Annotated in this window: 17 protein-coding genes; 12 read left to right on the top strand and 5 right to left on the bottom strand. The window is 52.6% G+C overall.

Annotated features, from left to right (window positions below; genetic code table 11):
- Position 1 precedes the first annotated feature (1 nt).
- Complete coding sequence (locus Abin_RS14680; protein WP_052948251.1) at positions 2–2,191, top strand: beta-N-acetylhexosaminidase; 2,190 nt, start codon at positions 2–4, stop codon at positions 2,189–2,191.
- Positions 2,192–2,198: 7 nt separating this feature from the next.
- On the opposite strand, the gene Abin_RS14675 is transcribed toward Abin_RS14680, so the two are convergent.
- Positions 2,199–2,762, bottom strand: a complete 564-nt coding sequence (locus Abin_RS14675) for a helix-turn-helix domain-containing protein (RefSeq protein ID WP_255319349.1) — start codon at positions 2,760–2,762, stop codon at positions 2,199–2,201.
- Between the two features lie 62 nt (positions 2,763–2,824).
- Positions 2,825–8,173: a Hint domain-containing protein gene (locus Abin_RS14670; RefSeq protein WP_146867681.1), complete on the bottom strand. Its 5,349-nt coding sequence runs from the start codon at positions 8,171–8,173 to the stop codon at positions 2,825–2,827.
- Between the two features lie 132 nt (positions 8,174–8,305).
- Between Abin_RS14670 and Abin_RS14665 the strand changes: the two genes are divergently transcribed.
- Both Abin_RS14665 and Abin_RS14660 read left to right on the top strand, forming a co-directional pair.
- Positions 8,306–8,485: a hypothetical protein gene (locus Abin_RS14665; protein ID WP_148315673.1), complete on the top strand. Its 180-nt coding sequence runs from the start codon at positions 8,306–8,308 to the stop codon at positions 8,483–8,485.
- Between the two features lie 325 nt (positions 8,486–8,810).
- Entirely contained in the window at positions 8,811–9,776 is a 966-nt protein-coding gene (locus Abin_RS14660; protein ID WP_048848254.1) for a LysR family transcriptional regulator, read from the top strand.
- A 227-nt stretch (positions 9,777–10,003) separates the two neighbouring features.
- Here the strand turns inward: Abin_RS14660 and cobU are convergent, their stop codons facing one another.
- A complete protein-coding gene (cobU, locus tag Abin_RS14655) occupies positions 10,004–10,642 on the bottom strand; it encodes a bifunctional adenosylcobinamide kinase/adenosylcobinamide-phosphate guanylyltransferase (RefSeq protein WP_084593685.1) in 639 nt (212 codons plus the stop codon).
- A 59-nt stretch (positions 10,643–10,701) separates the two neighbouring features.
- Here cobU and cobT point away from each other — a divergent pair, with 59 nt between their 5' ends.
- The 4 genes from cobT to Abin_RS14635 all read left to right on the top strand — a co-directional run bounded on the left by cobT (position 10,702) and on the right by Abin_RS14635 (position 13,755).
- A complete protein-coding gene (gene cobT, locus Abin_RS14650; RefSeq protein ID WP_048848251.1) occupies positions 10,702–11,742 on the top strand; it encodes a nicotinate-nucleotide--dimethylbenzimidazole phosphoribosyltransferase in 1,041 nt (346 codons plus the stop codon).
- Entirely contained in the window at positions 11,739–12,587 is an 849-nt protein-coding gene (locus Abin_RS14645) for an adenosylcobinamide-GDP ribazoletransferase (protein ID WP_048848249.1), read from the top strand. Before cobT ends, Abin_RS14645 begins: the two co-directional genes overlap by 4 nt.
- A gap of 184 nt (positions 12,588–12,771) precedes the next feature.
- Positions 12,772–12,996 carry a CbtB domain-containing protein gene (locus Abin_RS14640; protein WP_253642434.1) on the top strand — a complete coding sequence of 75 codons (225 nt, stop codon included), beginning with the start codon at positions 12,772–12,774 and terminating at the stop codon, positions 12,994–12,996.
- An 18-nt stretch (positions 12,997–13,014) separates the two neighbouring features.
- Complete coding sequence (locus Abin_RS14635) at positions 13,015–13,755, top strand: CbtA family protein (RefSeq protein ID WP_048848331.1); 741 nt, start codon at positions 13,015–13,017, stop codon at positions 13,753–13,755.
- On the opposite strand, the gene Abin_RS14630 is transcribed toward Abin_RS14635, so the two are convergent.
- Together Abin_RS14630 and cobD are read right to left on the bottom strand one after the other, a co-directional pair.
- Positions 13,739–14,368 (bottom strand): histidine phosphatase family protein, encoded by a 630-nt coding sequence (locus Abin_RS14630; RefSeq protein ID WP_048848247.1) that lies wholly within the window; start codon positions 14,366–14,368, stop codon positions 13,739–13,741. The genes Abin_RS14635 and Abin_RS14630 overlap by 17 nt on opposite strands.
- A complete protein-coding gene (gene cobD, locus Abin_RS14625) occupies positions 14,361–15,518 on the bottom strand; it encodes a threonine-phosphate decarboxylase CobD (RefSeq protein WP_258027433.1) in 1,158 nt (385 codons plus the stop codon). Before cobD ends, Abin_RS14630 begins: the two co-directional genes overlap by 8 nt.
- Positions 15,519–15,558: 40 nt before the next feature.
- On the opposite strand from cobD, the gene cbiB reads away from it, so the two are divergent.
- The 5 genes from cbiB (at position 15,559) to Abin_RS14600 (ending at position 22,455) form a co-directional block, all read left to right on the top strand.
- Positions 15,559–16,548 (top strand): adenosylcobinamide-phosphate synthase CbiB, encoded by a 990-nt coding sequence (gene cbiB / locus Abin_RS14620; protein ID WP_048848245.1) that lies wholly within the window; start codon positions 15,559–15,561, stop codon positions 16,546–16,548.
- Positions 16,545–17,183 (top strand): 5,6-dimethylbenzimidazole synthase, encoded by a 639-nt coding sequence (gene bluB / locus Abin_RS14615; RefSeq protein WP_048848243.1) that lies wholly within the window; start codon positions 16,545–16,547, stop codon positions 17,181–17,183. The genes cbiB and bluB overlap by 4 nt, the downstream gene beginning before the upstream one ends.
- Before the next feature lie 304 nt (positions 17,184–17,487).
- Positions 17,488–19,359, top strand: coding sequence for a hypothetical protein (locus Abin_RS14610; RefSeq protein ID WP_371862219.1), 1,872 nt, complete (start codon positions 17,488–17,490; stop codon positions 19,357–19,359).
- A gap of 39 nt (positions 19,360–19,398) precedes the next feature.
- Positions 19,399–21,090, top strand: coding sequence for an alpha-keto acid decarboxylase family protein (locus tag Abin_RS14605; protein WP_048848239.1), 1,692 nt, complete (start codon positions 19,399–19,401; stop codon positions 21,088–21,090).
- Between the two features lie 69 nt (positions 21,091–21,159).
- The gene (locus tag Abin_RS14600; RefSeq protein WP_048848237.1) at positions 21,160–22,455 is read left to right on the top strand and encodes an MFS transporter; all 1,296 of its coding nucleotides are present in this window, start codon (positions 21,160–21,162) and stop codon (positions 22,453–22,455) included.
- Positions 22,456–22,531: the final 76 nt, after the last annotated feature.

Raw genomic sequence — 22,531 nt, 5'->3', positions numbered from 1 at the left:
CATGATGTTACGCTCCCTACAGTCTGCCCGTGTTCTGCTGGCAAGCGCCACTCTTCTGGCTTTGTCTACATCAACGGCCATCTGTGCCACTCCAGCTGTGTGGGCGGAAAAACCGGTTGTCATGCCAGTCCCTTCATCATTGCAAACGGATGGTGGGCAGACAGTCTTGCCCGCGACCATTCATGTGCAATGGACTGGTGTTAAAACACCCGTTTTGGTGGAAGCCGTAGAGCGTTTCCACACAAACCTGGAAAAAGTCTCTGGAAAGTCAATAAAATTCACGGAATTACCTTCCGAAACTTCAGACTTCACGTTTCAGATACAGAGTACAAACACCGCCCCGCGCATCCCATCGCTCAACATGCAGGAACATTATGCCCTGACTGTATCGCAGGCCGGCGCAACACTTGATGCTGATGGTCCCATTGGGGTGTTGCGCGGCCTGTCCACACTTGTGCAGTTGGTGGAACGGACTGCAACAGAGGCAGTCCTTACGCATGCTGTCATTGACGATAGTCCACGTTTTCGCTGGCGTGGGTTAATGATCGACGTCAGTCGGCATTTCATGCCCATCCCAACCCTTTTGCGCCAGATTGATGCGATGGAACTGGTGAAACTGAATGTGCTACACCTTCATCTTTCAGACGGGCAAGGTTTTCGGGTTGAAAGCAAACGGTTCCCACGGTTGCATACGGTTTCCTCGCACGGCGACTATTACACGCAAAAGCAGATCCGTTTTCTTGTAACCTATGCGGCTGCACGCGGCATACGCGTTGTGCCTGAATTTGATACACCCGGCCACACCTTTGCATTATTGGAGGCCTATCCTCAATATGCCTCCCAAGCGCCCCTTAATATGCAAGACCGGGCAGAGAAAAATCGGGCCGCATTAGACCCGACCAATCCAGCTACCTATCGCTTTGTAACCTCATTATACTCAGAAATGGCCAGTCTGTTTCCTGATGCCTATTTCCATATTGGTGGGGATGAAGTTGTTGCAAAACAATGGACCCAGTCTCCACATATCCAGGCTTACATGCAGGAACATGATTTCAAAAAACCTGCTGATATGCAGGCAGAATTTACACGCCGCATTGCTGCATCTCTAACCCACAACCACAAGATACCTGTCGGATGGGATGAAATTACTGCGGCCGAGATACCACAGGATACGGTTGTAGAAATCTGGCGTGGGGCCGCACGCACGGCCTCTGCCACAGCGGCGGGTCATCCTGTCATTGTGTCTGACGGATATTATCTGGACCGCCTGCAACCTGCCACGACACTCTACAGCCAAGACCCTTTAGGAAACGTGGAAAACAGCGCAGAAGCCGAGGCCGCCGCACAGGCCACAGGTCCGGGTGGAACAATTGGTGGCGCCGTAACGGCACAGAAAACACCCCTTACCGAAACACAGAAGTCTCTGGTTCTGGGTGCTGAAGCAGCCTTATGGACCGAGATTGTAACCCCAGACATGCTGGATGCCCGTTTGTGGCCCCGAACTGCGGCGCTGGCTGAACGCTTCTGGTCGCCTGCCAATCTATGTTCGGTTGAAACGTTATATCCCCGTCTTGCTGTTATTCAGGACAAACTGGAACAACTGGGGTTAGACAGCCGTGCCAACACAAGCAGGCGCTTAAGCCGCCTCGCCCCCGGTGAGACACAGGCGCTCCGCACCTTATTGAGTGTGACAAGCCCCGTTCAGAACTATGCTCATAATCACGAATTTCTACAGATACGCCACAAACAGACCGCTACCGAGCAGGATCTGAACACGCCGGCAGACAGTGCCAGTCCCGACAGCTTTGTCGCAGATCGCTTTAACCGTCAAGCTAAAGCCTATGCAGCAGGTCAGGAGGATCTGAAACCTGCCCTGCTTGCGCAGCTTATTGGATGGCAGGCTAATCATGCTGCTTTCAGTGCTGCGGCAGACCGAAATCCGGCGTTGAAAACTACTCTGCCAGCATCAGAAATGTTGTCAAATCTGGCACAGGGGGGACTGTGGGCGCTGGATTATCATAGAAAACATGGCTGGAAGCGCCATTTACGCACCACGTTAGCGCAAGCAAAGTCAGATAGAGCAGCCTCTGCCACCACAAAAGTTGTGACCAATACCCCCCAACCGGCTGGAGACCTTTTGCAGGATATTGTTCCCGGCATTGAAGCCCTTGCAAACAAAGTGCTTCACTAGAAGGTCTTTAACGATAAACGTTCTGCCGTTCGATATATTTCTGAACATTCAGCTTAAATTCAGAAGGTAATGCACGGTAGAGCGTTATCAGGTTTTGTTCATCTGATGACAGCACTTCCACCACATCTTTATCCGCCATGCCACTGAGAAAAAGATCAACTGGCACCTGAAAAATTTCTGCCAGTTGCGGAATATGCTTGCGCACACTGCTGGAGCGCCCAGTTTCTAAAAAAGCAATGGCTGAGCGTGATATTCCCATACGGCCTGCCAGATCTTCCTGTGTCATACCAAAGGCTTTACGCAGTGTCACCACACGCTGTGCCAGATCAAACGCGGGCGACGTTGTGGCTGAATGCGTCTCTGCCAGATGGGCATGGGTGTCTTTGATCCACGCCATAAAAGCAGACTGCTTCTCGTAAGGATGCGTTTTAGCGTTCTCCGGCTGATCAGACTCAATAGTGGCATAAGAAACCATACCATTGACACAGCCCAGAATTTTACGCTGAGACGCTTGCTTGGCTGTGGGCACCCAGATCTGGCCGGGTTGTAGAGAAATAGTCTGCGAATACATCAAGGGCTTTTCTTTATCAGAGAGAACCCCATTCCTGTTTTACAGGAATGGGGTGGTAAGTATCAGGCTGTTTTCTGGGTGGTGTTCGGGGCTGTTTCGGTTTCAAGATATGGCCCGGCAGCCAGTATCTGAATTGACAGCATACCAAACCGTCCAGACAGAGCCTTGCCTAACGGCAATTCTGCGTAACCGTTTGTCCAGCGGCAGGGTGTCGCTTCCTTTACATCCCACCCAGCAAGGTTTTCCTGTGTGCAGTAACTATCAATTGTGTGCGCTTTGCCCGCACCAATGACCTGAATTGCACCCACCAGAACACCCAGTTGGCGTCGGTCATCAACAAATGGACCAACTGCTTCGCTCGGCTTGCTGGCGCGGGATGCCAGATAAACTGTTTCCACCCCAGATGGGATCATGAACAGAACGGTATCTTCGGCAGAGCGTGCTTGACGAATAACCTGTCCTTTATCTGTGACCAGATGGAGGTCTGGATCTGTTACAAGTTTGGGTTCTGCCGTTAATTTTGGCAGACCCTTCTGACGGGCCCGACTATCAATCTGACGATAAAGCAGTTCTACCACGTCACGGTTTACGCTTAAGGCTGCTGCGCTATCATCCGTCCAGTTTTTGGCTTTCTTGTTATCTGAAGCCGTCAGACGTGCAACGCCACCGTCCTGACGGAATGTGGAACGATTGCCTGTATCCAGGTAGCTTTCGGTCATCATACCGTCAGCCCAGATAACGGAATGATCTTCCGTTTCAACATGGAAGTAATCGTAAGACTGGATGGAGCGATCGTAGAAAATGCTGCGGTCGTTCACCAGCATACGCACCGGCACAAACTTGTTCTCAAAGAACAGGCTGTGTTCAGGCGTAATCAGCATATCCTTGTAAGGCACACCTTCAGCAATGGCGTTTTTCAGCACACGCACAGGATAACCGGCAGCGTCATCAGCCACACCGGCCTTGACGGTCATGTGCTTCTTGCCAACCCACACAATGGTGCGGTTTTCAACGCTCTGGCTCTGCCAGTTCCACGTCTTGACCACATCACCGATTTCCAGGGTTTCAACCGCAACGTCTGCATCCGGCGTTGCAATCATGCTGCCAGCAAGGAAGCAGACTTCAAACAACAGGTCACCGTCCTTGGCAGTCTGCAAGGAATACCCAGCAGCTTGTGCACCAGGAATGTGCATATTGATGATGCCGCCATTCTTCAGCGTCAGTTTGACATTGTCAGCATCTGTGTATTCGACTTTTGTAACGTCAGCAGCTTTGACACCATCAATTTCAATGCCGTCGGAATTACCCGCAGCCGTGCCGTTAAAGCCATTGATGGTTGTCGTCAGCGTACCGCCAGAAGCCAGACCGCTGACGACCAGACCCGTGTTGGTGCTACCATCCATAACAATGGTGCCGCCAGCATTGGCCCAGATTGTTGCACGACCGCCATCAGCCAGCTTCATGGTGCCGGACAAAGTGCCATTTTGCGCAATGTTGGCTGAACCACCATTGTTAACAGTGACATCCGTAATGACAGCATTTGCGAAAACAGTGGCCAGACCGCCGCTATTGACAGTGGTGTTGCTGACAACTGCACCCTGAGAGATTTCAATATCACCACCGTTATTAATAACAGTGTTGAAAGCAGACCCTGCGGTAGCATTGGATGCCACGCTCATACGACCACCGCTGTTAACGGTCGTATTATAAGCTGCCCCTTCGCCTACACCCTGCGTTGCGCTGTCAGAAATAACAGCATTGCTGGTAACAGCCCCTGTGTCCGTCCAGATATGCGCGCCAGAACCAGTTGCTACCGTGCCAATGGACACACCGCCAGAAGCAACATGCTCCAGACCGTTTGCCAGAAGCTGGGTTCCGGTAACCGTTGCACCAGACAGCACGTAGTCAACACCGCCGTTGGTCACAACAGTGTTGGAAACAATCGCCCCGCCACTGATGTTCATGGTGCCGCTGACAATGGACCCTGTCGCAGAACCACCGGACAGAACATTTTCAATGCCGGAGATAACAGCAGAAATAGATTTACCGCCGCTGAGAACATTCAGAGTCGCACCGGAGTCGATGCTGATACCGGACACAACGCCACCCGGGAATGTCTTATCCCAGCTGTAACGATCAACCGGCGAGCCTGTGTATTCGGACCCGTGAACGTTTACCGTTGCACCGGACAGGAACTTGTCCGTGTTGTTCAGCGTGTTGGCGTAGACATCTGCCGTTGCACCAGCCGAGAACACTGCATTTGAAAGCGTACCACCAGCAACCAGCGCAGAGGCACCAGATGCGAATGTAGCAGTGTCAAGTTTGCCACCGGTTATTTCAAGGAAGCCACCGCTGCCGAAGCTGAGGTGAGAGGCATCACCACCTGAACGCACCGCGATTTCAGCAGAGTAAGCAGAACCATCACCAAAGGTATAGGAACCAGACGCTGAAGCAGAGGTCAGTGTCGCGCCGCTGTTGACATAGATAATGCCACCAGAAACCGCTAACAGGTTAGAACCGGATTCCGTCCCGTTATACCCGGAAACAGCACTGTTCCAGATCGGACCAAGATCAAGCGCACCGGTGCTTGCAACCACGGTATTGCTGATGGAGCCGTCAAGAACCTCGGCATATCCTTTCAGCGTCGTATCCGTCACTGTGCCGCCGGAAACAAACAGGCCGCCGTCAGAAGGAAGAGACGTAACGGATGTGTTGCCGTAAACAGTCAGGTCGCTGGCACTGGAATTGCCAGTCATGGACATGACGCCACCGCTGTAAACCGTTGAACCGATAACCGTTCCGTTATCCGCGTTCAAAGTCGCACCAGAGGAAACAATCGTGCCAGATGCTACACTGCCTGACAGAACAGCCTGAAAAGCACCGGAGTTAATCTGGGTACCAAAGGAGCTACCGCCAACCAGATTGTCAGTCGCACCAGAGTTTACGATGGTGTTGTATTCTACACCGTTACTGCAAACCCAGGTAAAAGCACCAACATTTGCAAGAACCGTATCATGGGTTACGCCACCGCTACCGATAACGAGGCCTTCATGCACGTTGGACACGCCGCTGGTAACAACAACGTTGGTACCAGACAGGATTGTGCCAAACGCCGTAGCGCCTTCCTGAACAGTCAGGTTGCCGTCATTTGTAACGAGTGTGCCAGACACCACAGCGCCGCTTTGGGCCCAAATTGTTGCGCTACCGCTCTGCACAACCAATCCGTAGCCTTTGCCGCCGTTCAGAACAGCACTGCCACCGGAAACGTTAACATTTGCTGCAACACCGGTAGAACCAACATTCAGCTGAGCACCAGAGACAACAATACCGCCGGATACCGTTCCGTTATCCGTAATCGTGCCGGACAGACCAACCGTGGAAGATGCTGAAAGCAGACCGCCAGAATTGACCGTCGTATTACCAGCAACAGAACCTGCACTAGCAAGCAACTGCCCACCGGACTGAACCAACGTGCTAACGGCTGCACCATTCGCAGAAACTGTCAGCGTGCCACCAGACAAAACGGTGCCGTTGGTGGTTGTGCCACCATCAAAAACACGTTCCGTGCCACCGTTACCAACGGTAACATTTGAACCCGTTGCACTGTCCTGAATACGCAGACCAACACCACTATTAACAGTGAAGTTGTTTACCGCACCGTGCGTGCCAAGAGTGCTGTTAGAGGTAATCTTGATGTCAGCACCAGACGTAAATACGTTGGTTGTGCTGCTATCAAGCGTGCCACCCAATACAAAATAATGGCCACCATTCCCGACTGTGTTCGACGTAACAACAGAACCGGAGTCAACAATAATCTGGCCACTGCTGGAGACAGTGAGACCGTTTACCGTGCCGCCAGAAGAGGCAAACAGATAGGCCTCAGGCCCAGAAACAGTGCCACCATTTACCGTGCCGCCCTGCGCTGCAATATACTGACCGTTAGACGTCAGTGTCAGCCCGCTTACAACGCCACCGGCTGTCGCAGAACCACCAGCGCCTGAGCCTGTAACAGTAATATCAAAGGCTTTACCGCCAGAAACCCAGATAGAACCACTGGATGCAATGGTGTTGCTGGCAACGCCTGTCGCAAGCACGTTCAGGTTAGCGCCGGCAACAACAGTGCCACCAATAACCTTACCGGCGTCGTTCACGGAACCGGACATGATTGTGGAGGACGTCGCAGAAAGCGTTGCGCCAGAATTTACTGTGGTCGTGCCCGTGAGGGTTCCGCCATTACCGTTCAGCGTTGCGCCAGAATTCAGCGTTGTTGAATCGCTTACACCCTGATCAGCAAGAGTTTCTACACCACCGCTGTTAACCGTAAGGCCGCTTGTGACACCAGAACCATCGACAGCAATGGTTGCACCGGAATTAATGACGCCGCCGGAAACCGTACCAGCCCGTGCATGCGTAATGCCGGAGAGAGCGACATTATTGGCGGAAACAAAGCCACCATCGTCAACCCACAGACCCGTTGCCGAAGCACCGTTAGAAAGAACCAAAGTGCCTTTGACTTCGCCGTTCAGAACAGAACCACCGGCTGAGACAACCGTGTTCCCACTGTAGCTACCGTCCTGCCCGGCCTGAAGCAGACCACCGCTCTGAACCGCAGTATTCCGTATATCTCCGCCATTATCGACGAAGGCAGACGCTCCGCTTCCAATGGTAATATCAGACGCTGACCCGGTGCTTGCATCCAGCTTTGTACCAGAAGCCAGGGTGCCGCCAGATACAGTTCCGCGGTCAGTAATAAGGCCGGACAGTGTTACGCCTGAACCACCACTTAGGGTTGTACCAGAAGCAACCGTTGCATTCACCAGCGTTGCGCCGGATTCAGCAATCACTGTCGCTGCAAAGCCACCATCGACAGCCAGAGAAACATTGCTAACTGTAGCACCCTGCGAAACAGTAGCCTGCGCCCAGCCTGTCACAGAAAGACCGTTTACAGACGCACCGCCGGAGATTTGGGCAAATGCGTAAGCTGCAGAATGCGTATTGTTATTGCTGATCACAAAATTACTAATCGTGGCACCGCTATTAACATTAATAGCCCCGCCACTCAGATAAAGGCCGCTGACATTTGCACCAGCATTTATCGAAAGCGCACCACCGCCAACTGTAGCAGCATTTACGAGATCATAGGCTGTCCCGTTAATCTGCCCATTTCCGGACCCATAAAGATAAACCGATGAGATAACGCCACCAGCATCTTCAGCCATATTCGCTGAAGTGACCGTAATATTCTTGGCAACACCATTGGCCTGAATAATGAATTGGCCCGTTGTGCCAATTGTTGAGGATGTTAGGGTGCCGCCACCCTGAACCCATACATCGTTAGTGCCAGTTACATTCAGACCTGTGGAGGTCACTCCTGAACTGACAGTAACAGTGCTACTCACATTTGTTGTCATTTGTTACCCCTTACGCTGTCGCTACGCGCGAACTGGAAGTTTTTTTGGCGTTTATCGGGCGAGGCGTGACATTCCGCATGGCCTAAAAATCGCCCGTAAATGTCGAGCACCGGTTGCTGCACACCCAACGAGATGCTCGACATATTTTTTAGAAAAACCGCAGAAAACTGCCCTGCTGCCTCATTGAAAAACGAAGCAGCGCTTCGCCAATCATCGAGCAAGAAATGCCTGGAATATAAACCGGAAGAATATCTCTTTTTCGAACAAGCCAGATCAGACGCTAATGAAACAGGCACACCCGGAAAAGCATGAGGCGCGTGCCCCCTTGCGACGAGAAAAAACACAAAAAAAACAGACCGAAAAAACGAACTATCCTGAATGTCATATGGAGGTTGGGCACTTACAAAGTTACCCATAGACCATATTAATTCAGACATTATTTAACATCGCAAAAGTAAAAAAACACTGCTCCACATGCCAAATTCATATCCTCAAACCTTTCTTAGCGACCGCAACTAAATACTAAAAGTTAATATGGAACTATCAAATGGTTAATACCAAGTTAATCCATAAAACCTTTGCCTATTGACAGACACTAGATGGTTGTTTCTCATAAGAAAACATGCACTGTTGCAAAATGAATTTGCATTTACGCAAAATGGGGCGGATTAATACATTGGTTGTTAATGATAAATCTTCTTCTAGCCCATCAGAGCGGGAGATCTTTCTGAGCTTTTGCCGACATGGAAGCCTGAGTGGTGCGGCAGAGGAACTGAGCGTTTATGCGTCTACTGTTTCCCGCAGCATCGGTAATCTTGAAAAGAAACTGAATGTTTCTTTAGTTAAAAAAATAGGAAATAAACTTTTCCTGACTGAAATAGGAGAAAAGTACTACGAGAATATAAATAAATCTTTCTCAGATATAATATCGTATGAGAAAAAAATTGGAGAATATGCCTTTGATGAAATTACTGTAATAACCAGTGATTTTTTCCTTGATGCGTGGGTTTCCAACTGCATCAGCGAATTCATGAAAGAAAATAAGGCTGTCAGAGTTAAGGTATTCAGTGATGATACCCTGACCAGAAATAATCCGACAGATAACGTCATTTTTGTTGGTTTTGCCAGAAACAACAAAAGTGCTGAAAATATGATCTTGAAAAACATTACCAAAACATCAGTTGGTTTTTACACAACCACAAAGAATAAATCTATTTCTCGTGAAAAAACTTACTCAATCTCTGAAATAATGGATATGAAAACGATAGAACTTGATACAAAAAAACATAAATATCTGACAACTCACAGCGGAAAAAAAAGCTACGACTTTCACAATTCATTTATTGTTGTTGATTCACTCGCCATGTGTCTTGAACAGGGCGTCCGCTTCAACTGCGTCTTTGTCTCCTGTGAAAGTGTTTCAAAAAATGCTGTTGAAGAGGGTGTCATTTACAAATTAAAAACAAGCGAAGAACTTGACCCTATCTACATAGACGTCATCTACACCGAAAACCTTAAGAAAAATCCAAAAATACAGGAATTTATCAACAAAATTCATACTGTTGGCATGCAGTTTTATAATGGCGGTGGAAACTTCCAGTAAGTCATTAACCCACACCCATTTGTATTTGATCAAAGCGGGGAAAAAGCCTGTTTCTTAAAACATAAGCTTTCCCTGTAAACTCTCTCCGCCAAACCAAACTCTGCGGCTTAGTCTCCCAACCATTAAGCAAGTTGAGATCAGGAATACCCGTCCTGATTTGTGCAGTAGATCAACAACAGAACTGTGCGACTTTATGTTTCGCACTATTGATCATAAAAACTCTTAAACTATTGTTCTTTTTTTAGTGTCAGCGGCAAGCCAGCTGCGACAAAAAGAACATGCGCTACCTTTGCTGCAATCCTCTGGTGCAAAAAGCCCGCTTCATCACGGAAACGGCGTGCCAGTCTGTTTTCTGGCACAATCCCTAACCCCACTTCGTTTCCGACCAAAACTGTGGGGGCAGTCCGTGCCGCAAGAGCCCTTAATAAGCCGTCCGTTGCTGACGGGATGTCGTGGTCTTCAAGCAGCAGATTGGTCAGCCACAAGGTCAGGCAATCCAGAAGCAGGGAATTAGTCGCATAGCGCGTCAAGATAGCAGCCACGTCTATCGGCTCTTCCACGGTCTGCCACCCGGTAGGGCGGCTGGTTTGGTGGTGTTCAATCCGTGACTGCATTTCAGAATCGTATGCTTGCCCCGTTGCCAGATAAATCCACGGACCGGGGGCCGCCATAATAAGCGATTCTGCATGACGACTCTTGCCCGAACGCGCTCCCCCCAGAACCAGGGTGGCAGAGCGAAATCCAGCCGCTTCATAATCAGGCTGGTTGATTGCGTGCGTGCCCGATAATGTGGTGTGTCCTTTTTCTGCGGCTTGGCCGTCATGCTTTGTCTGAAAAGTGGATGCATTAGGGCCGTCGGTCTTCATGTGCTCTCTGCCTTTCTGCTTCCGTTGGCAGAAGGCGCATAACAAACAAATTTGGAACCATGCCACCTCTTTCTCCCGTCACCCGCCCTCTGTTCCCTGACCTTTTAAGCCTGCGGACGGCCTGCCAGACGCTGCCCTCCCCTGACACAACCAGCCAGCAAGCCATCTCTGACCGCGACGCGACCCTTACCAAACCACCGGGCAGTCTGGGTGATCTGGAGTCTCTGGCTGCATGGCTTGGTGCATGGCAGCATCGGGCATCGCCAAAGCTGGATCATGTTGTCAGTCTGGTGTTTGCAGGGAATCATGGGGTGGTGGCTCAGGGTGTTTCCCCTTGGCCGCAAGATGTGACCGCACAAATGGTGCTAAACTTTCAACATGGTGGTGCGGCTATCAATCAGCTTGCCCGGGTGGCAGAGGCAGAATTGAAGGTTGTGGCCGTTCATAATCTTGAGCCAACGGCAGATTTTACCCATCAGGCCGCCATGACCGACTCTGCTTTCCTTGATGCCGTATCAGTCGGGTATGCCTCCGTCCCAGATAACTGTGATCTGCTGTGCCTGGGCGAAATGGGAATCGGCAACACCACAGCCGCGGCTGCGCTGGCCGCAGCCCTGTTTGGCGGTGAAGCGTCCCTATGGGCGGGGAAAGGTACAGGTCTGGATGATGCTGGTGTGCGCCACAAAGCGCAGGTGATTGAGAGTGCGCTGAAACACCATGCCGCCCTTCTGTCCGACCCATTAGCCATTGCCCAAGCTTTGGGCGGTTACGAACTGGCCGCCATGCTGGGGGCCACTCTGGCTGCGCGCCATAAACACATTCCTGTTTTGCTAGACGGTTTTGTCTGCACGGCGGCTGTCGCCCCCTTAGCCAAACTGGCCCCGCAGGCCCTAGCACACACGTGGCTTTCGCATTGCTCGGCCGAGGCTGGGCATGCCCGTTTGGCACAGGCCCTCTCTCTCAAACCCCTGCTCGCTCTGGGCTTGCGCTTAGGGGAGACATCAGGGGCAACGCTTGCAGTTCCGATCATCCGGGCCGCCCTCGCCTGCCACACAGGAATGGCTACTTTTCAACAGGCTGCTGTTTCAGAACGAGCATGAGTTCTGCCTCGCCCTCCGCAGACACTGTCTTCAACCGAGTTCGGCAGGATCTGGCCTGCGGGATAAGTTTGCTAACACGGATTCCCGTAGGCTGGCTTCTAACCCGCAAGCAAAAAGACGCCACGGCCCCGTGGTCTTTGGCCCGTTCAATCTGGTGCTGGCCAATAGTCGGCGCCGCCATCGGCGCACTGACTGGTGGCTTTCTCTGTTTAATGGAGGCCCTCTCAATCGCGTCCCTTCCAGCCGCCGGGGTGGCGTTGGCTGCGCAGGGAATGATCACTGGCGCGTTTCATGAAGATGGTTTGGCCGATATGGCCGACAGCTATGGTGCCCAGACGCGCGAACGGAAGCTGGACATAATGCGGGATAGCCGCATCGGGAGTTACGGCGTGCTGGCCCTGTGCCTGAGCATCCTCATCCGGGCCGGAGCTATGGCAGCTTTTCCTGCTGCCTTTCTTATTCCCATTCTGGCCGTATCAGCGTGTGTTTCCCGCGCCGTCATGCTGTGGTTGCCACGCCTGTTACCCGCTGCCCGACCTGATGGCGTTGCCCGCGCTTTGTCCCCCCTTCCCCGCATGCCGTTTATCGGCGCGCAACTGGTGGCCATTGCCATAACGCTCGGCAGTCTGGTGTGCGCGTCCTTTTATAGAGAAGGGCCTGATGGACTCCCTCATGCCCTGATGGTCGGCTGCGTCGTCTGGGTCAGTGCGGGGCTGGGGACTGCCTTGGTCGGTTTTTCGGCGCGTAAACAACTTGCTGGCTACACAGGCGATGTTCTGGGGGCCAGCGTGAGTGTGGCGGAGTGTCTTGTTCTGGCAACCCTGACAGCCTTCTTTCAGAATTGACAGCCTAGCCGTCAGTCGCCACCATAAGGCGTCCTGTTTTGGGGAAGCTGGTGAAAATCCGGCACGGTCGCGCCACTGTAATCTGGTGCAGGAGCACACATTCTCCTGTCAGCAGAAAGTCAGACCTCCGAGACTATTTATTCCACCGCGGAACGCGTTTTTTACCAGCGGAGTTTTTGAGACCATGATGCATTCCCCCAAAAATCAGGCCCGTGCTGTGGCTCTGCCCACGCCTGTGGCTATTCCTGTTCAGGCTTTGCTTCCTTGGGCGGCTTTTGGATTGTTGCTCTCACTTGTGCTGCTATATTTCGTGGGGGCAGAACAAGGGGCGGTATCTCTGATTTCCGGCCAGCAAGTGCATGAATTTGTGCATGATGGGCGGCACCTGCTCGGCTTTCCCTGCCACTGATTTTTCGCCACAGACATGATTGTTGGCCGGTTACTGGCCCGAGGCATGCTGGCAGGCTGTGCCGCCGCAGCCTTGGCGTTTCTGTTCGCCCGTATTTTTGGTGAACCACAGGTCGCACTCGCCATCGCGTTTGAAGCCGCACGTCATGCAGGGGATGTCTCACACGCTCATCATGCAGCCGAGCCCGAACTGGTCAGTCGAACCGTGCAAGCCGGTTACGGCCTGCTGACAGCAGTTGTGCTGTATGGCACCGCATTTGGAGGGATCTTCGCGCTGGCCTTTTCCTATGCCTATGGTCGCCTGAATACATGGTCTCCACGGGCATTGGCTTTGCTGCTGGCCGGGGCAGGTTTTCTGACGTTTGTTCTGGTGCCAGACCTGAAATATCCCCCTAACCCGCCTGCAGTAGGTGTGCCTGCCACGTTAGCGTTTCGCACCATGACATATTTTGTCATGATCGGACTGTCTGTTTCCGTGGCCGCCATTGCAACACTGATCGCCCAGAAAATCACCCAGTTGCGCAATGCCTGGACGGGAACGCTGTGTGGCGCAGGGATTTTCATTACCCTGATCGCACTGGTGCAGTTTGGCCTGCCGGACGTGAACGAAGTGCCTGAAGGTTTTCCAGCCTTGGTTCTCTGGCGCTTCCGCGAGGCATCAATCGGGATGCAGCTTGTATTATGGAGCACAATGGGATTGCTCTTCGGGGTGCTGGCTACACGGGTTCTGACTGAACAGTCCTCTAGCGCTCGTCGGTAAAGAGAGCCCCCAACCGCCTTACCCGCCACTGCCCGGCATGCCGGGTAAACAGGCTGACTGTTCCTTCGTCCAAGTCCAAGCGGTGGCTTATCTGGCTTCCGACTTGAAGCACATGGGCGGCGATTGCTTTTATAACTGCGGGGCGAGCCAACAGTACTCCGCAGTCATTCCAGCCGGAGACCCAGTCAGAAACACGCGCCTGAAAAACATTCAGGCTTTCTCCCATTAAGGGAGAAAAGTCAGGCTGGTGCAAAAACTGTACAAGATCTTCAGCTGGCAGATCACTAAGCTTCTGTCCGCACCAAGCGCCATAATTTCGATCCTGTAGGGCGGGTTCGGGTTGCCAGAGAGACGGCTTTTGCTTCTCGCTATCCGCTGCCTGCGGACACTCTAAGACTACATCCGGGGCTATCAGGCGTTTTGCGCCAACCCGATTTTTGTGCCTAAGCCACTGCGTGAATGCTGGGGTGGAAAGGTAGAAACCCTTTGCCTTAGCTGCCGGAAAACGGGCCTGCTTCACGTCATCTGGTAGAAAAGCCGCAACACACCAAAGCTGTAAAGAGTGGAAACGTTCTGGAGTTACACCATCGCCTGACAGCACAGTCTTAGTCACGGTCTCCGCTTTCGATATCCGGCGTCCGTGATTGCCAGTGAGCCAGAGCGTTTTCCAGTCTTGCCCAGGCGACATCGTTACCCGGCAGTCCGATGCGCAAGCGCCCCGGTTGATCTGAAAATATGCGTGTCACGATGCCATGCTGGCACAAATGACGCCAAAGATCTGCGGCATATACTGTATTCACCAGAGTAAACAGGGGTGCCTGCCCAACACAGGATAATCCCGCAGCATCAAGCACCCGCAAAAGCCGCGTATGGGCATGGAATACCTGCTGACGGACCTGCTGACACCATACTGTATCCTGCAAAGCCTGCTGGCCGACAGCCAGACCGATACTTCCCACCGGCCAACTGCCCAGTGCTGCACGGAAACGCGCGGCAAAATCACCATCCGCCAGCACAAAGCCTAATCTTACGCCGGGAAGACCATAGGTTTTCCCGAAAGAGCGGAGAATAATCAAGGCAGGGTGCGGCAGCAGATACGCCACAGAGTCTTCACAGAAATCCGCAAAAGCTTCGTCCACCACCAAGTATGAGCCATGACTGGCACAGACATCAGCCAGATCAGCAAGCCATGCGGCTGAAAGAAGCCGACCATCCGGATTATTCGGATTACATACCACGCATACCGTGCCGCTGTGCGCGGCCGCAGCGTGTAAAGCATCAGGGTTTTGCACCTGCGTTAAAGGCACGTTATTCCCCTGCCATGCCTGCGCATGGCCAGAATAAGTTGGCCCCAACAGACAGACCCGCTGGGCTGGGAGGATAAACGGCAAGAGCGCAATCAGGCTTTGACTCCCCGCACCACTGACCACCATGTCAGGGCTGCTGACGCCATAAGCCTGGGCCGCAGCCTGTCTTAACGCCCATTCCTCGTCTCTTTCAGGCAGCCGGGTGAAGATATCGGCCTCTGGCACAGTAAAGGGATACGCGAAGGGGCTGATGCCTGTGGAAAGGTCAATATAGGGCGCGAGAGCGTTGGGGAAATGCTGCATGACAGCCCGCACCTGCCCTCCATGCGTTGGCAGATCAGGCATGGCCACTGGCTGCATTGGCATGATAGATGACTGCACATGATCCTGCGGCCCATTAACCGGCACAGGGTTCTGGGGCGGCCTGTCATTCTGGTTGAATGGTTGCCCGTGCACTCTGCTTTCATCCGGCCTGAAACGTGAGCCCCCAGCCCGCATGCTTTTTTTCCCTTTGTTCATTACCCTTCCCGTTGCAGCCGCAGCCGCCATTCTGGAAGGATTATGGGGCTACCCTGTCGCCCTGCTGAAAACGATTGGCCATCCTGTCATGTGGATTGGTGCCTTGATAGACAGGCTGGACACAACCCTCAACCGACCAGAGCACACAGAGCATGCACGTCGGCTTCTGGGGCTGATCGCACTCCTGCTGATTATTCTCATTCCGTTGGTCTTTACCAACGTGCTTCTGCACATTGGCTATGCGCTTCTGCCCGGTTCGGTCATGATTGGTGTGCAGGCCGTTCTGACCACTGCGTTTATCGCCCAGAAATCTTTATGGACGCATGTCCGGGCCGTAGGCATCGGGTTACGGCGTAATGGTCTGGCAGGAGGGCGACAGGCGGTCAGTCAGATTGTGGGGCGTGATACCAGCGTACTGGATGAAGCCGGCATTGTGCGGGCGGCACTGGAAAGTCTGGCTGAAAATTTTTCAGACGGTGTTGTGGCCCCCTTGTTCTGGGCCGCTTTGTTTGGGTTACCGGGTGCGGTCTTTTATAAAGCCGTCAACACGGCAGACAGCATGATTGGCCACCTGACACCACGCCACGCGGCCTTCGGCATGGCGGCTGCGAAGCTGGATGATCTGATTAATCTACCAGCATCCCGTCTGGCCGCCGTCTGTCTAATCTGCGCAGCCCCGTCTGCAACCCGCAGACAGGCCAGAAATGCGGTGGGCAGAGACGCCGCTGCCCATCGCTCACCCAACGCAGGGTGGCCGGAAGCCGCTATGGCGGGGGCTCTTGGCCTCCGGTTAGCTGGGCCACGCATATATTCCGGTGTCACAGTTGACGATGCGTGGATGGGAGATGGCACGCCTGACGCGTCCATTGAAGACCTGGATCGCGGGCTGGTGTTATACAGGCGCGCATGTGGACTGCTGGTGGCCCTCTTGCTGACAGCATCGGTTCTGGCCATGATTGAAGCATGACCCAACCCCAGTTTGACCGCACCTTTTGCACACAGCTTGATGCCCTTTTTACGTGGCGAAGGGATGTGCGGCATTTTCAGAAAACGCCCCTACCAGAAGGGGTTCTGGACTCTCTGCTGCACACTGCCTGCCTGGCCCCTTCCGTTGGGCTAAGTGAACCATGGCGGTTTGTCAGGGTTGAAAGCGCAGACCGCCGTGCGGCCATACGGCATAATTTTGCACGATGTAATCAGGCCGCGCTGGAGGGTCATGATGGCGACAATGCCCAGCGGTACGCCACACTAAAGCTTGCCGGGCTAGATGATGCCCCGCATCAGATTGCTGTCTTTTGTGACACCAACCCCACACAGGGGCGCGGGTTAGGCCGGGCGACCATGCCGGAAACAACACTCTGGTCGGCCGTCATGGCTATTCACACATTCTGGCTGGCCGCTGCTGCACGCGGCATAGGGGTTGGCTGGGTGTCTATTCTGAACCCACAGGAAGCAGCCAGCACGTTATGCCTTGATCCTGACTGGTCTTTTCTGGCCTATCTGTGCGTGGGGTATCCGCAGCAGCAGAGAGACACCCCTGAACTTCAAGAAAAAGGATGGGAACAAAGAAATCCCGATCGACGAAAATGGATTATGCGATAAGACCTGTAGATTTCACATTTTTTCTGTATATTTTTTAATAAAATTATCATTCTTTCGCAATTCATTTGGTAAAAATGGTGCTGTAACACGCGTTTTTAGAATAAAATAAAACAATAAATAATATTTTAAATTTACCTTTCCTGTATAACAAACTCTGCAAAATTCAGTATGACAGCCCATATTGAATTTCTGTTATAATTAACATTCAGTAACCAATGATGTGAATCAATGCTCCCGCAGCAAAAATCCGCTGTGAATAGCATCATTCTCACACCAGATACTGACGATGCGGGAAGGAAAAGGCGTGACACCTGTCACTTTCGACAGTTTGGTAAACAGAAAAACCCTGCCTACCAAACTCCTGATTGGTTCATTCTTTTTCTGTCTTTTTAACGAACCCTTTTCTGCCTTTGCTGATGATGCGCAGGAACTTGCACTCATTAAAGCGCAGATGCGTAAACTGGCAGCACAGGTCGAAGCCATTGAGCACCGTCAGGCGCTTAAAAAACCGCATAACACCACAGCACGTTCGGCCCGTAGTGCCCGGTCACTCAGCAACACCACACAAACAGCCACAGCAACCGTGCCGCAACATCTGGTTGCAGATGCCCCCGCCGACCCGTCCATTCGCTTTTCAGCTGACCCAAACCCGCAGAACGTTGCCTCCGCAGCGCCTTTTCGGTCACATAATGCAGGCGGTATGCCACTTGGTTTCCAGTGGCTTCCTGAACAGTCTGTCTCCGACAAATCACGCTCCAACATTGATTTATCGTCATCAAGCCCACAAGCCATTACCCAGACGGCGGTTGACCATCTTCCCCCCATTTTCAGCATTGGTGGGATCTCGGTCCGTTTGGGGGGATTTGTTGAACTGTCAAACATCTGGCGCGATTCAAACATGACCGCCGGGCCCGCTACGGCGTGGGGCAGCTTTCCCTACGCCAACAACCCCGACCATGGTCTGAGCGAGGAACGTCTGTCTGCACAGCTTTCGCGTACCTCCATCCTGATGGAAGCCAACCCGTCGAAATCCATCCGACTGCAAGCCTATGTTGAAACAGATTTTGGTGGCGCGGCGGGGACTGCCAACAGTGTGCAGATCAGCGGCTACACCCCCCGTATGCGACAAGGCTATTTTACTTTCACGCAGAAAGACTGGGGATTTCATCTGCTTATGGGGCAGGCATGGAGCCTTGTTACCAATTATGCAAAAGGCATCCTGCCGCGGCAGGAGCAGCTTCCTGCCGTAACAGATAACAACCAGATTCCCGGCATTGCCTTTACCCGTGTTCCACAAATCAGGATTGGGAAAGATTGGGGGCAGAAATACTGGCTGGGTCTATCGCTGGAAGACCCGCAGGCAACGGTTGCCTTTTCCTCGGCCCTGTCATCCGGGGGGACGCTTCCTGCCGGTTATGGGCAAACGGCCGGGGCCAAAGTCTATTATCAGGATTCAGGGGGCGTTCTTCTGAACAACTCCACCCATTATACGTATAATCCAGCGCCTGATATTGTTCTAAAAAGCGCTGTTGATACCAATTACGGCCATTATGAAGTGTTTGGTCTGGCCCGCTGGTTCCGCTCGCTGAGTGTTTTACCGGGAGAAACCAAAAGCACAAAAACCACCCATTTTGGGGGCGGGGTTGGCGCTGGCATGACAACGCCGCTCGGCACAAACAAATTACAGCTTGCAGGCAATATTCTCGCGGGTCAGGGCGTGGGGCGGTATGGCCCGTCCCTGTTACCAGACACTACGTTGAACAGCCGTGGCCAGCTTTCGCCCGTTCCAGAAATTATCGGGTCTCTTGGCCTGATTGGCCACCCGACATCATCCGTGCTGCTTTACACTTATGGGGGTGTCGAAACCGCCAGCCGCCGCCGTTATATTGGTGCAGACGGCCACCAATATGGATACGGCGTAACCGACCTTGACCTCGGCGGATGCGATATTGAATTCGGCACCTGTAGCGCACAGACCCGTACTCTGGCGTCACTAACCGCAGGCGGATGGTGGCACTTCATGCAGGGCCACTACGGCAGCGTCATGGCCGGGCTGCAATACACCTATATCCGGAAGTTTGCCTTCAGGGGCAATGATGGCAACGGCAACAGTGTGTACCCCACAACAGCGGGCAACACCGTTTACGTCACCTTCCGATATTTTCCTTTCCAATAAAATGGAAAAACAGGTTTATCCAACAGGGAGAAAGAAATTATGTCTTACACTGTAGGTACTTACCTTGCGGAACGACTTTCCCAAATTGGGTTGAAACACCACTTTGCCGTAGCCGGTGACTATAACCTTGTGCTGCTTGACCAGCTTTTGCTGAACAAGGACTGTGAGCAGGTTTACTGCTGTAACGAACTGAACTGCGGTTTTTCCGCTGAAGGCTATGCCCGCGCCAATGGTGCGGCAGCGGCTGTTGTCACATTCAATGTGGGTGCCTTTTCTGCCCTGAACGCCATTGGCGGTGCCTATGCAGAAAACCTGCCTGTTATTCTTATCTCTGGCGCACCGAATTCCAACGACTATGGAAGCGGTCATATCCTGCACCACACTATTGGTGTGCCAGATTATGGATACCAGCTTGAAATTGCAAAGAAGCTGACCTGTGCGGCTGTTTCAATTACAAGTGCTGACGACGCACCTGAAAAAATTGATCACGCCATCCGCACCGCGCTGCGTGAAAAAAAGCCCGCTTACATTGAAATTTCCTGCAATGTTTCAGCACAACCCTGTGCAGCCCCCGGCCCAATCAGCGCAGTACTTGATGCACAGCCATCAAACAAAGAGACGCTGAAAGCAGCCGTCGCTGCTGTTGCTGACTTCATTGAAAAGCATGAAAAACCCGCCATTCTGATTGGCAGCCGCCTGCGCGCTGCCGGGGCAGAAGACGCCGCCATCAAACTGGCAGATGCGCTTGGATGTGTCGTGGCAACCATGGCTGCTGCCAAAAGCTTTTTTCCGGAAGATCATCCCAGCTATGTTGGTACTTACTGGGGCAGCGCCAGCACCCCCGGTGTGAATGATATTTTCAACTGGACTGACAGTATTCTGGCCCTGGCACCAATTTTTAATGACTATTCAACCGAAGGCTGGACCGCATGGCCCAAAGGCCCAAATGTGGCTGTTCTTGATAAAAACATTACCAAACTGCACGGCTATTCGTTTGATAATCTCCACTTGAAAGAGCTGCTTGAAGCATTGGCAGAGCATTTCAAAAACAAGCCCAAAAAAGACGCCACGCTTACACAGTACAAGCGCGTTCACACGGGCACATCAAGCGAAACAGTGGGCAGCGGCGATGACAAACTGACACGCGCCGATATTCAGCACACACTTCAAACACTAGTCACACCAGAAACCACTATTCTGGGTGAGACAGGTGATTCCTGGTTCAATGTGGTGCGTACCAAACTGCCAAAGGGTGCACGCGTTGAATTCGAAATGCAGTGGGGTCATATCGGCTGGTCTGTGCCTGCCGCGTTTGGCTACGCTGTCGGCGCGCCAGAACGACGCACCATTCTGATGGTTGGGGACGGGTCATTCCAGCTAACAGCACAGGAAGTTGCCCAGATGACGCGCCGCAAACTGCCCGTCATTATCTTCCTCATCAACAATGCCGGGTACACCATTGAAGTCGAAATTCATGATGGCCCTTATAACAATATCAAAAATTGGGATTATGCAGCCGTCGTCAACGCCTTTAATGCAGAAGACGGCAAAGGCATTGGTCTGCGCGCTACAACCGCGGGTGAACTGGCTGACGCCGTAAAGGTCGCGTTGGACAACAAAGAAGGCCCAACGCTGATTGAATGTGTCATTCCGCGTGATGACTGCACGTCTGAACTGATCTCCTGGGGTCGCCATGTGGCCACAGCAAACGCGCGTCCGCCTGCAAAATAACTTAACCTGTTTTCTTCCCTGACACTTAAAAATGCAGGGAAGAAATTCCTGAAAATACCGGAATTATTCATGTCGGCTTCAAAAACGACCAACACGACACCGTTGCCGAATACCGCACAGGCTGGTCAGCCTCAGAAAATTCAGCCGCTTTATGTGTTGGCGTGGTTTTTATGTGCGCTATTCTATTTTTATCAATATGCCATCCGCTCTGCCCCCGGCATTATGCAGGATGAACTGACACAGGCATGGGGCAACAGCCATCTGGGGCTGATGATTGCGTCTTATTACATTGTGTATGCTCTGGCCGCATTGGCTGTCGGCGTCCTGCTTGACCGTTACGGTGCCCATGCCACCATGCCCATGGGTATTGCCATTACCAGTGTCGGCTGCCTGATTTTTGCACAAGGCAGTGTAGCCGCAGGGATTGGCGGCTATGTGATTCAGGCGCTGGGTGCAATCTGTGCTTTTGTAGGGTCATCTTACGTTGCGGCCCGCTACCTGCCCGCACGCACGCTGGCCCTGTTTGTTGGCCTGACGCAGTGTCTGGGTATGGCTGGGGCTGCTTTTGGTTCCAAACCCACCCGTATTCTGATTGACCCCAACGGGTCATTCCATATTCCGTGGCAGACGGTCTGGCTGGGCTTTGGTGTTATTGGCGTGTGTCTGGCCATTGCAACATGGCTTGTGATGCCGCGCGATTCAGGTGACAGCGCAGCCCATCACGGTCATTTTTCAGTTGCCAACCTACTCAAGCCGTTCCGCATTATTTTCAGCAATCCGCAAAGTTGGTACGCTGGCATTATTGGCGGGCTGCTGTTTGTACCAACCACCATTGGTGCACTGGGCTGGGGCGCGTCCATGTTGAACAAGGGCGAGCATGTCAGCATGGCATTTGCGGCATCTGACGTGTCCATGGTGCCCATTGGCTGGGTTATTGGTTGTCCGCTGTTGGGGTGGGTTTCTGACAAAATCGGCCTGCGTAAGCCGGTGTTGATTGGCGGAGCTATTGTTCTGCTGGCTGCCTCACTGTGCGCACTGTATGTGCCGGTTGGGATTATGCCGCGTTATTCTGTTGCCCTTATCATGGGTATTGCGTCAGGCGCAGCCATGATTCCGTTCTCTAGCATGAAGGAAGTCAACCCACCTGAAGTGAAGGGAACGGCTGCTGGCGTGATGAACTTTCTGGTATTTGGCACAACAGGAATCATGTCTCCGCTGGTTTCAGCCCTGATGACAGGTGGTGACACCAGCAGCATGGACCTGTTCCACCGTGCGTTCCTGCCGTTGGTTGTTGGTATTGTCATCGCGATTGTTCTGTCTTTCCGTCTGAAAGAAACAGGATGGAAAGTGCAAAAGCAGGGCTGATTTTTCTGCTTTAGTGTTTCACGGAGAGGAGCATTCAGGCTCCGCCTGACTGTCTTTAGAATGGGTATGATGCTGG

Source organism: Acetobacter indonesiensis (assembly GCF_000963945.1).
GTDB classification, from domain to species: Bacteria; Pseudomonadota; Alphaproteobacteria; order Acetobacterales; family Acetobacteraceae; genus Acetobacter; species Acetobacter indonesiensis.
Note: the sequence above shows the minus strand (reverse complement) of the source record. Positions and strands in the feature narration are given on the sequence as shown.

Bases quoted from the DNA above. Each gene is read 5' to 3' on its own strand.
- Abin_RS14640 (WP_253642434.1), top strand. From the start codon at position 12,772: ATGATGCATTCCCCCAAAAATCAGGCCCGTGCTGTGGCTCTGCCCACG.
- Abin_RS14670 (WP_146867681.1), bottom strand. From the start codon at position 8,173: ATGACAACAAATGTGAGTAGCACTGTTACTGTCAGTTCAGGAGTGACC.
- bluB (WP_048848243.1), top strand. From the start codon at position 16,545: ATGACCCAACCCCAGTTTGACCGCACCTTTTGCACACAGCTTGATGCC.
- Abin_RS14665 (WP_148315673.1), top strand. From the start codon at position 8,306: ATGCTCGACATATTTTTTAGAAAAACCGCAGAAAACTGCCCTGCTGCC.
- Abin_RS14600 (WP_048848237.1), top strand. From the start codon at position 21,160: ATGTCGGCTTCAAAAACGACCAACACGACACCGTTGCCGAATACCGCA.
- Abin_RS14680 (WP_052948251.1), top strand. From the start codon at position 2: ATGATGTTACGCTCCCTACAGTCTGCCCGTGTTCTGCTGGCAAGCGCC.
- Abin_RS14605 (WP_048848239.1), top strand. From the start codon at position 19,399: ATGTCTTACACTGTAGGTACTTACCTTGCGGAACGACTTTCCCAAATT.
- Abin_RS14660 (WP_048848254.1), top strand. From the start codon at position 8,811: ATGAATTTGCATTTACGCAAAATGGGGCGGATTAATACATTGGTTGTT.
- Abin_RS14675 (WP_255319349.1), bottom strand. From the start codon at position 2,762: ATGTATTCGCAGACTATTTCTCTACAACCCGGCCAGATCTGGGTGCCC.
- cobU (WP_084593685.1), bottom strand. From the start codon at position 10,642: ATGAAGACCGACGGCCCTAATGCATCCACTTTTCAGACAAAGCATGAC.
- cbiB (WP_048848245.1), top strand. From the start codon at position 15,559: ATGCTTTTTTTCCCTTTGTTCATTACCCTTCCCGTTGCAGCCGCAGCC.
- Abin_RS14645 (WP_048848249.1), top strand. From the start codon at position 11,739: ATGAGTTCTGCCTCGCCCTCCGCAGACACTGTCTTCAACCGAGTTCGG.
- cobT (WP_048848251.1), top strand. From the start codon at position 10,702: ATGCCACCTCTTTCTCCCGTCACCCGCCCTCTGTTCCCTGACCTTTTA.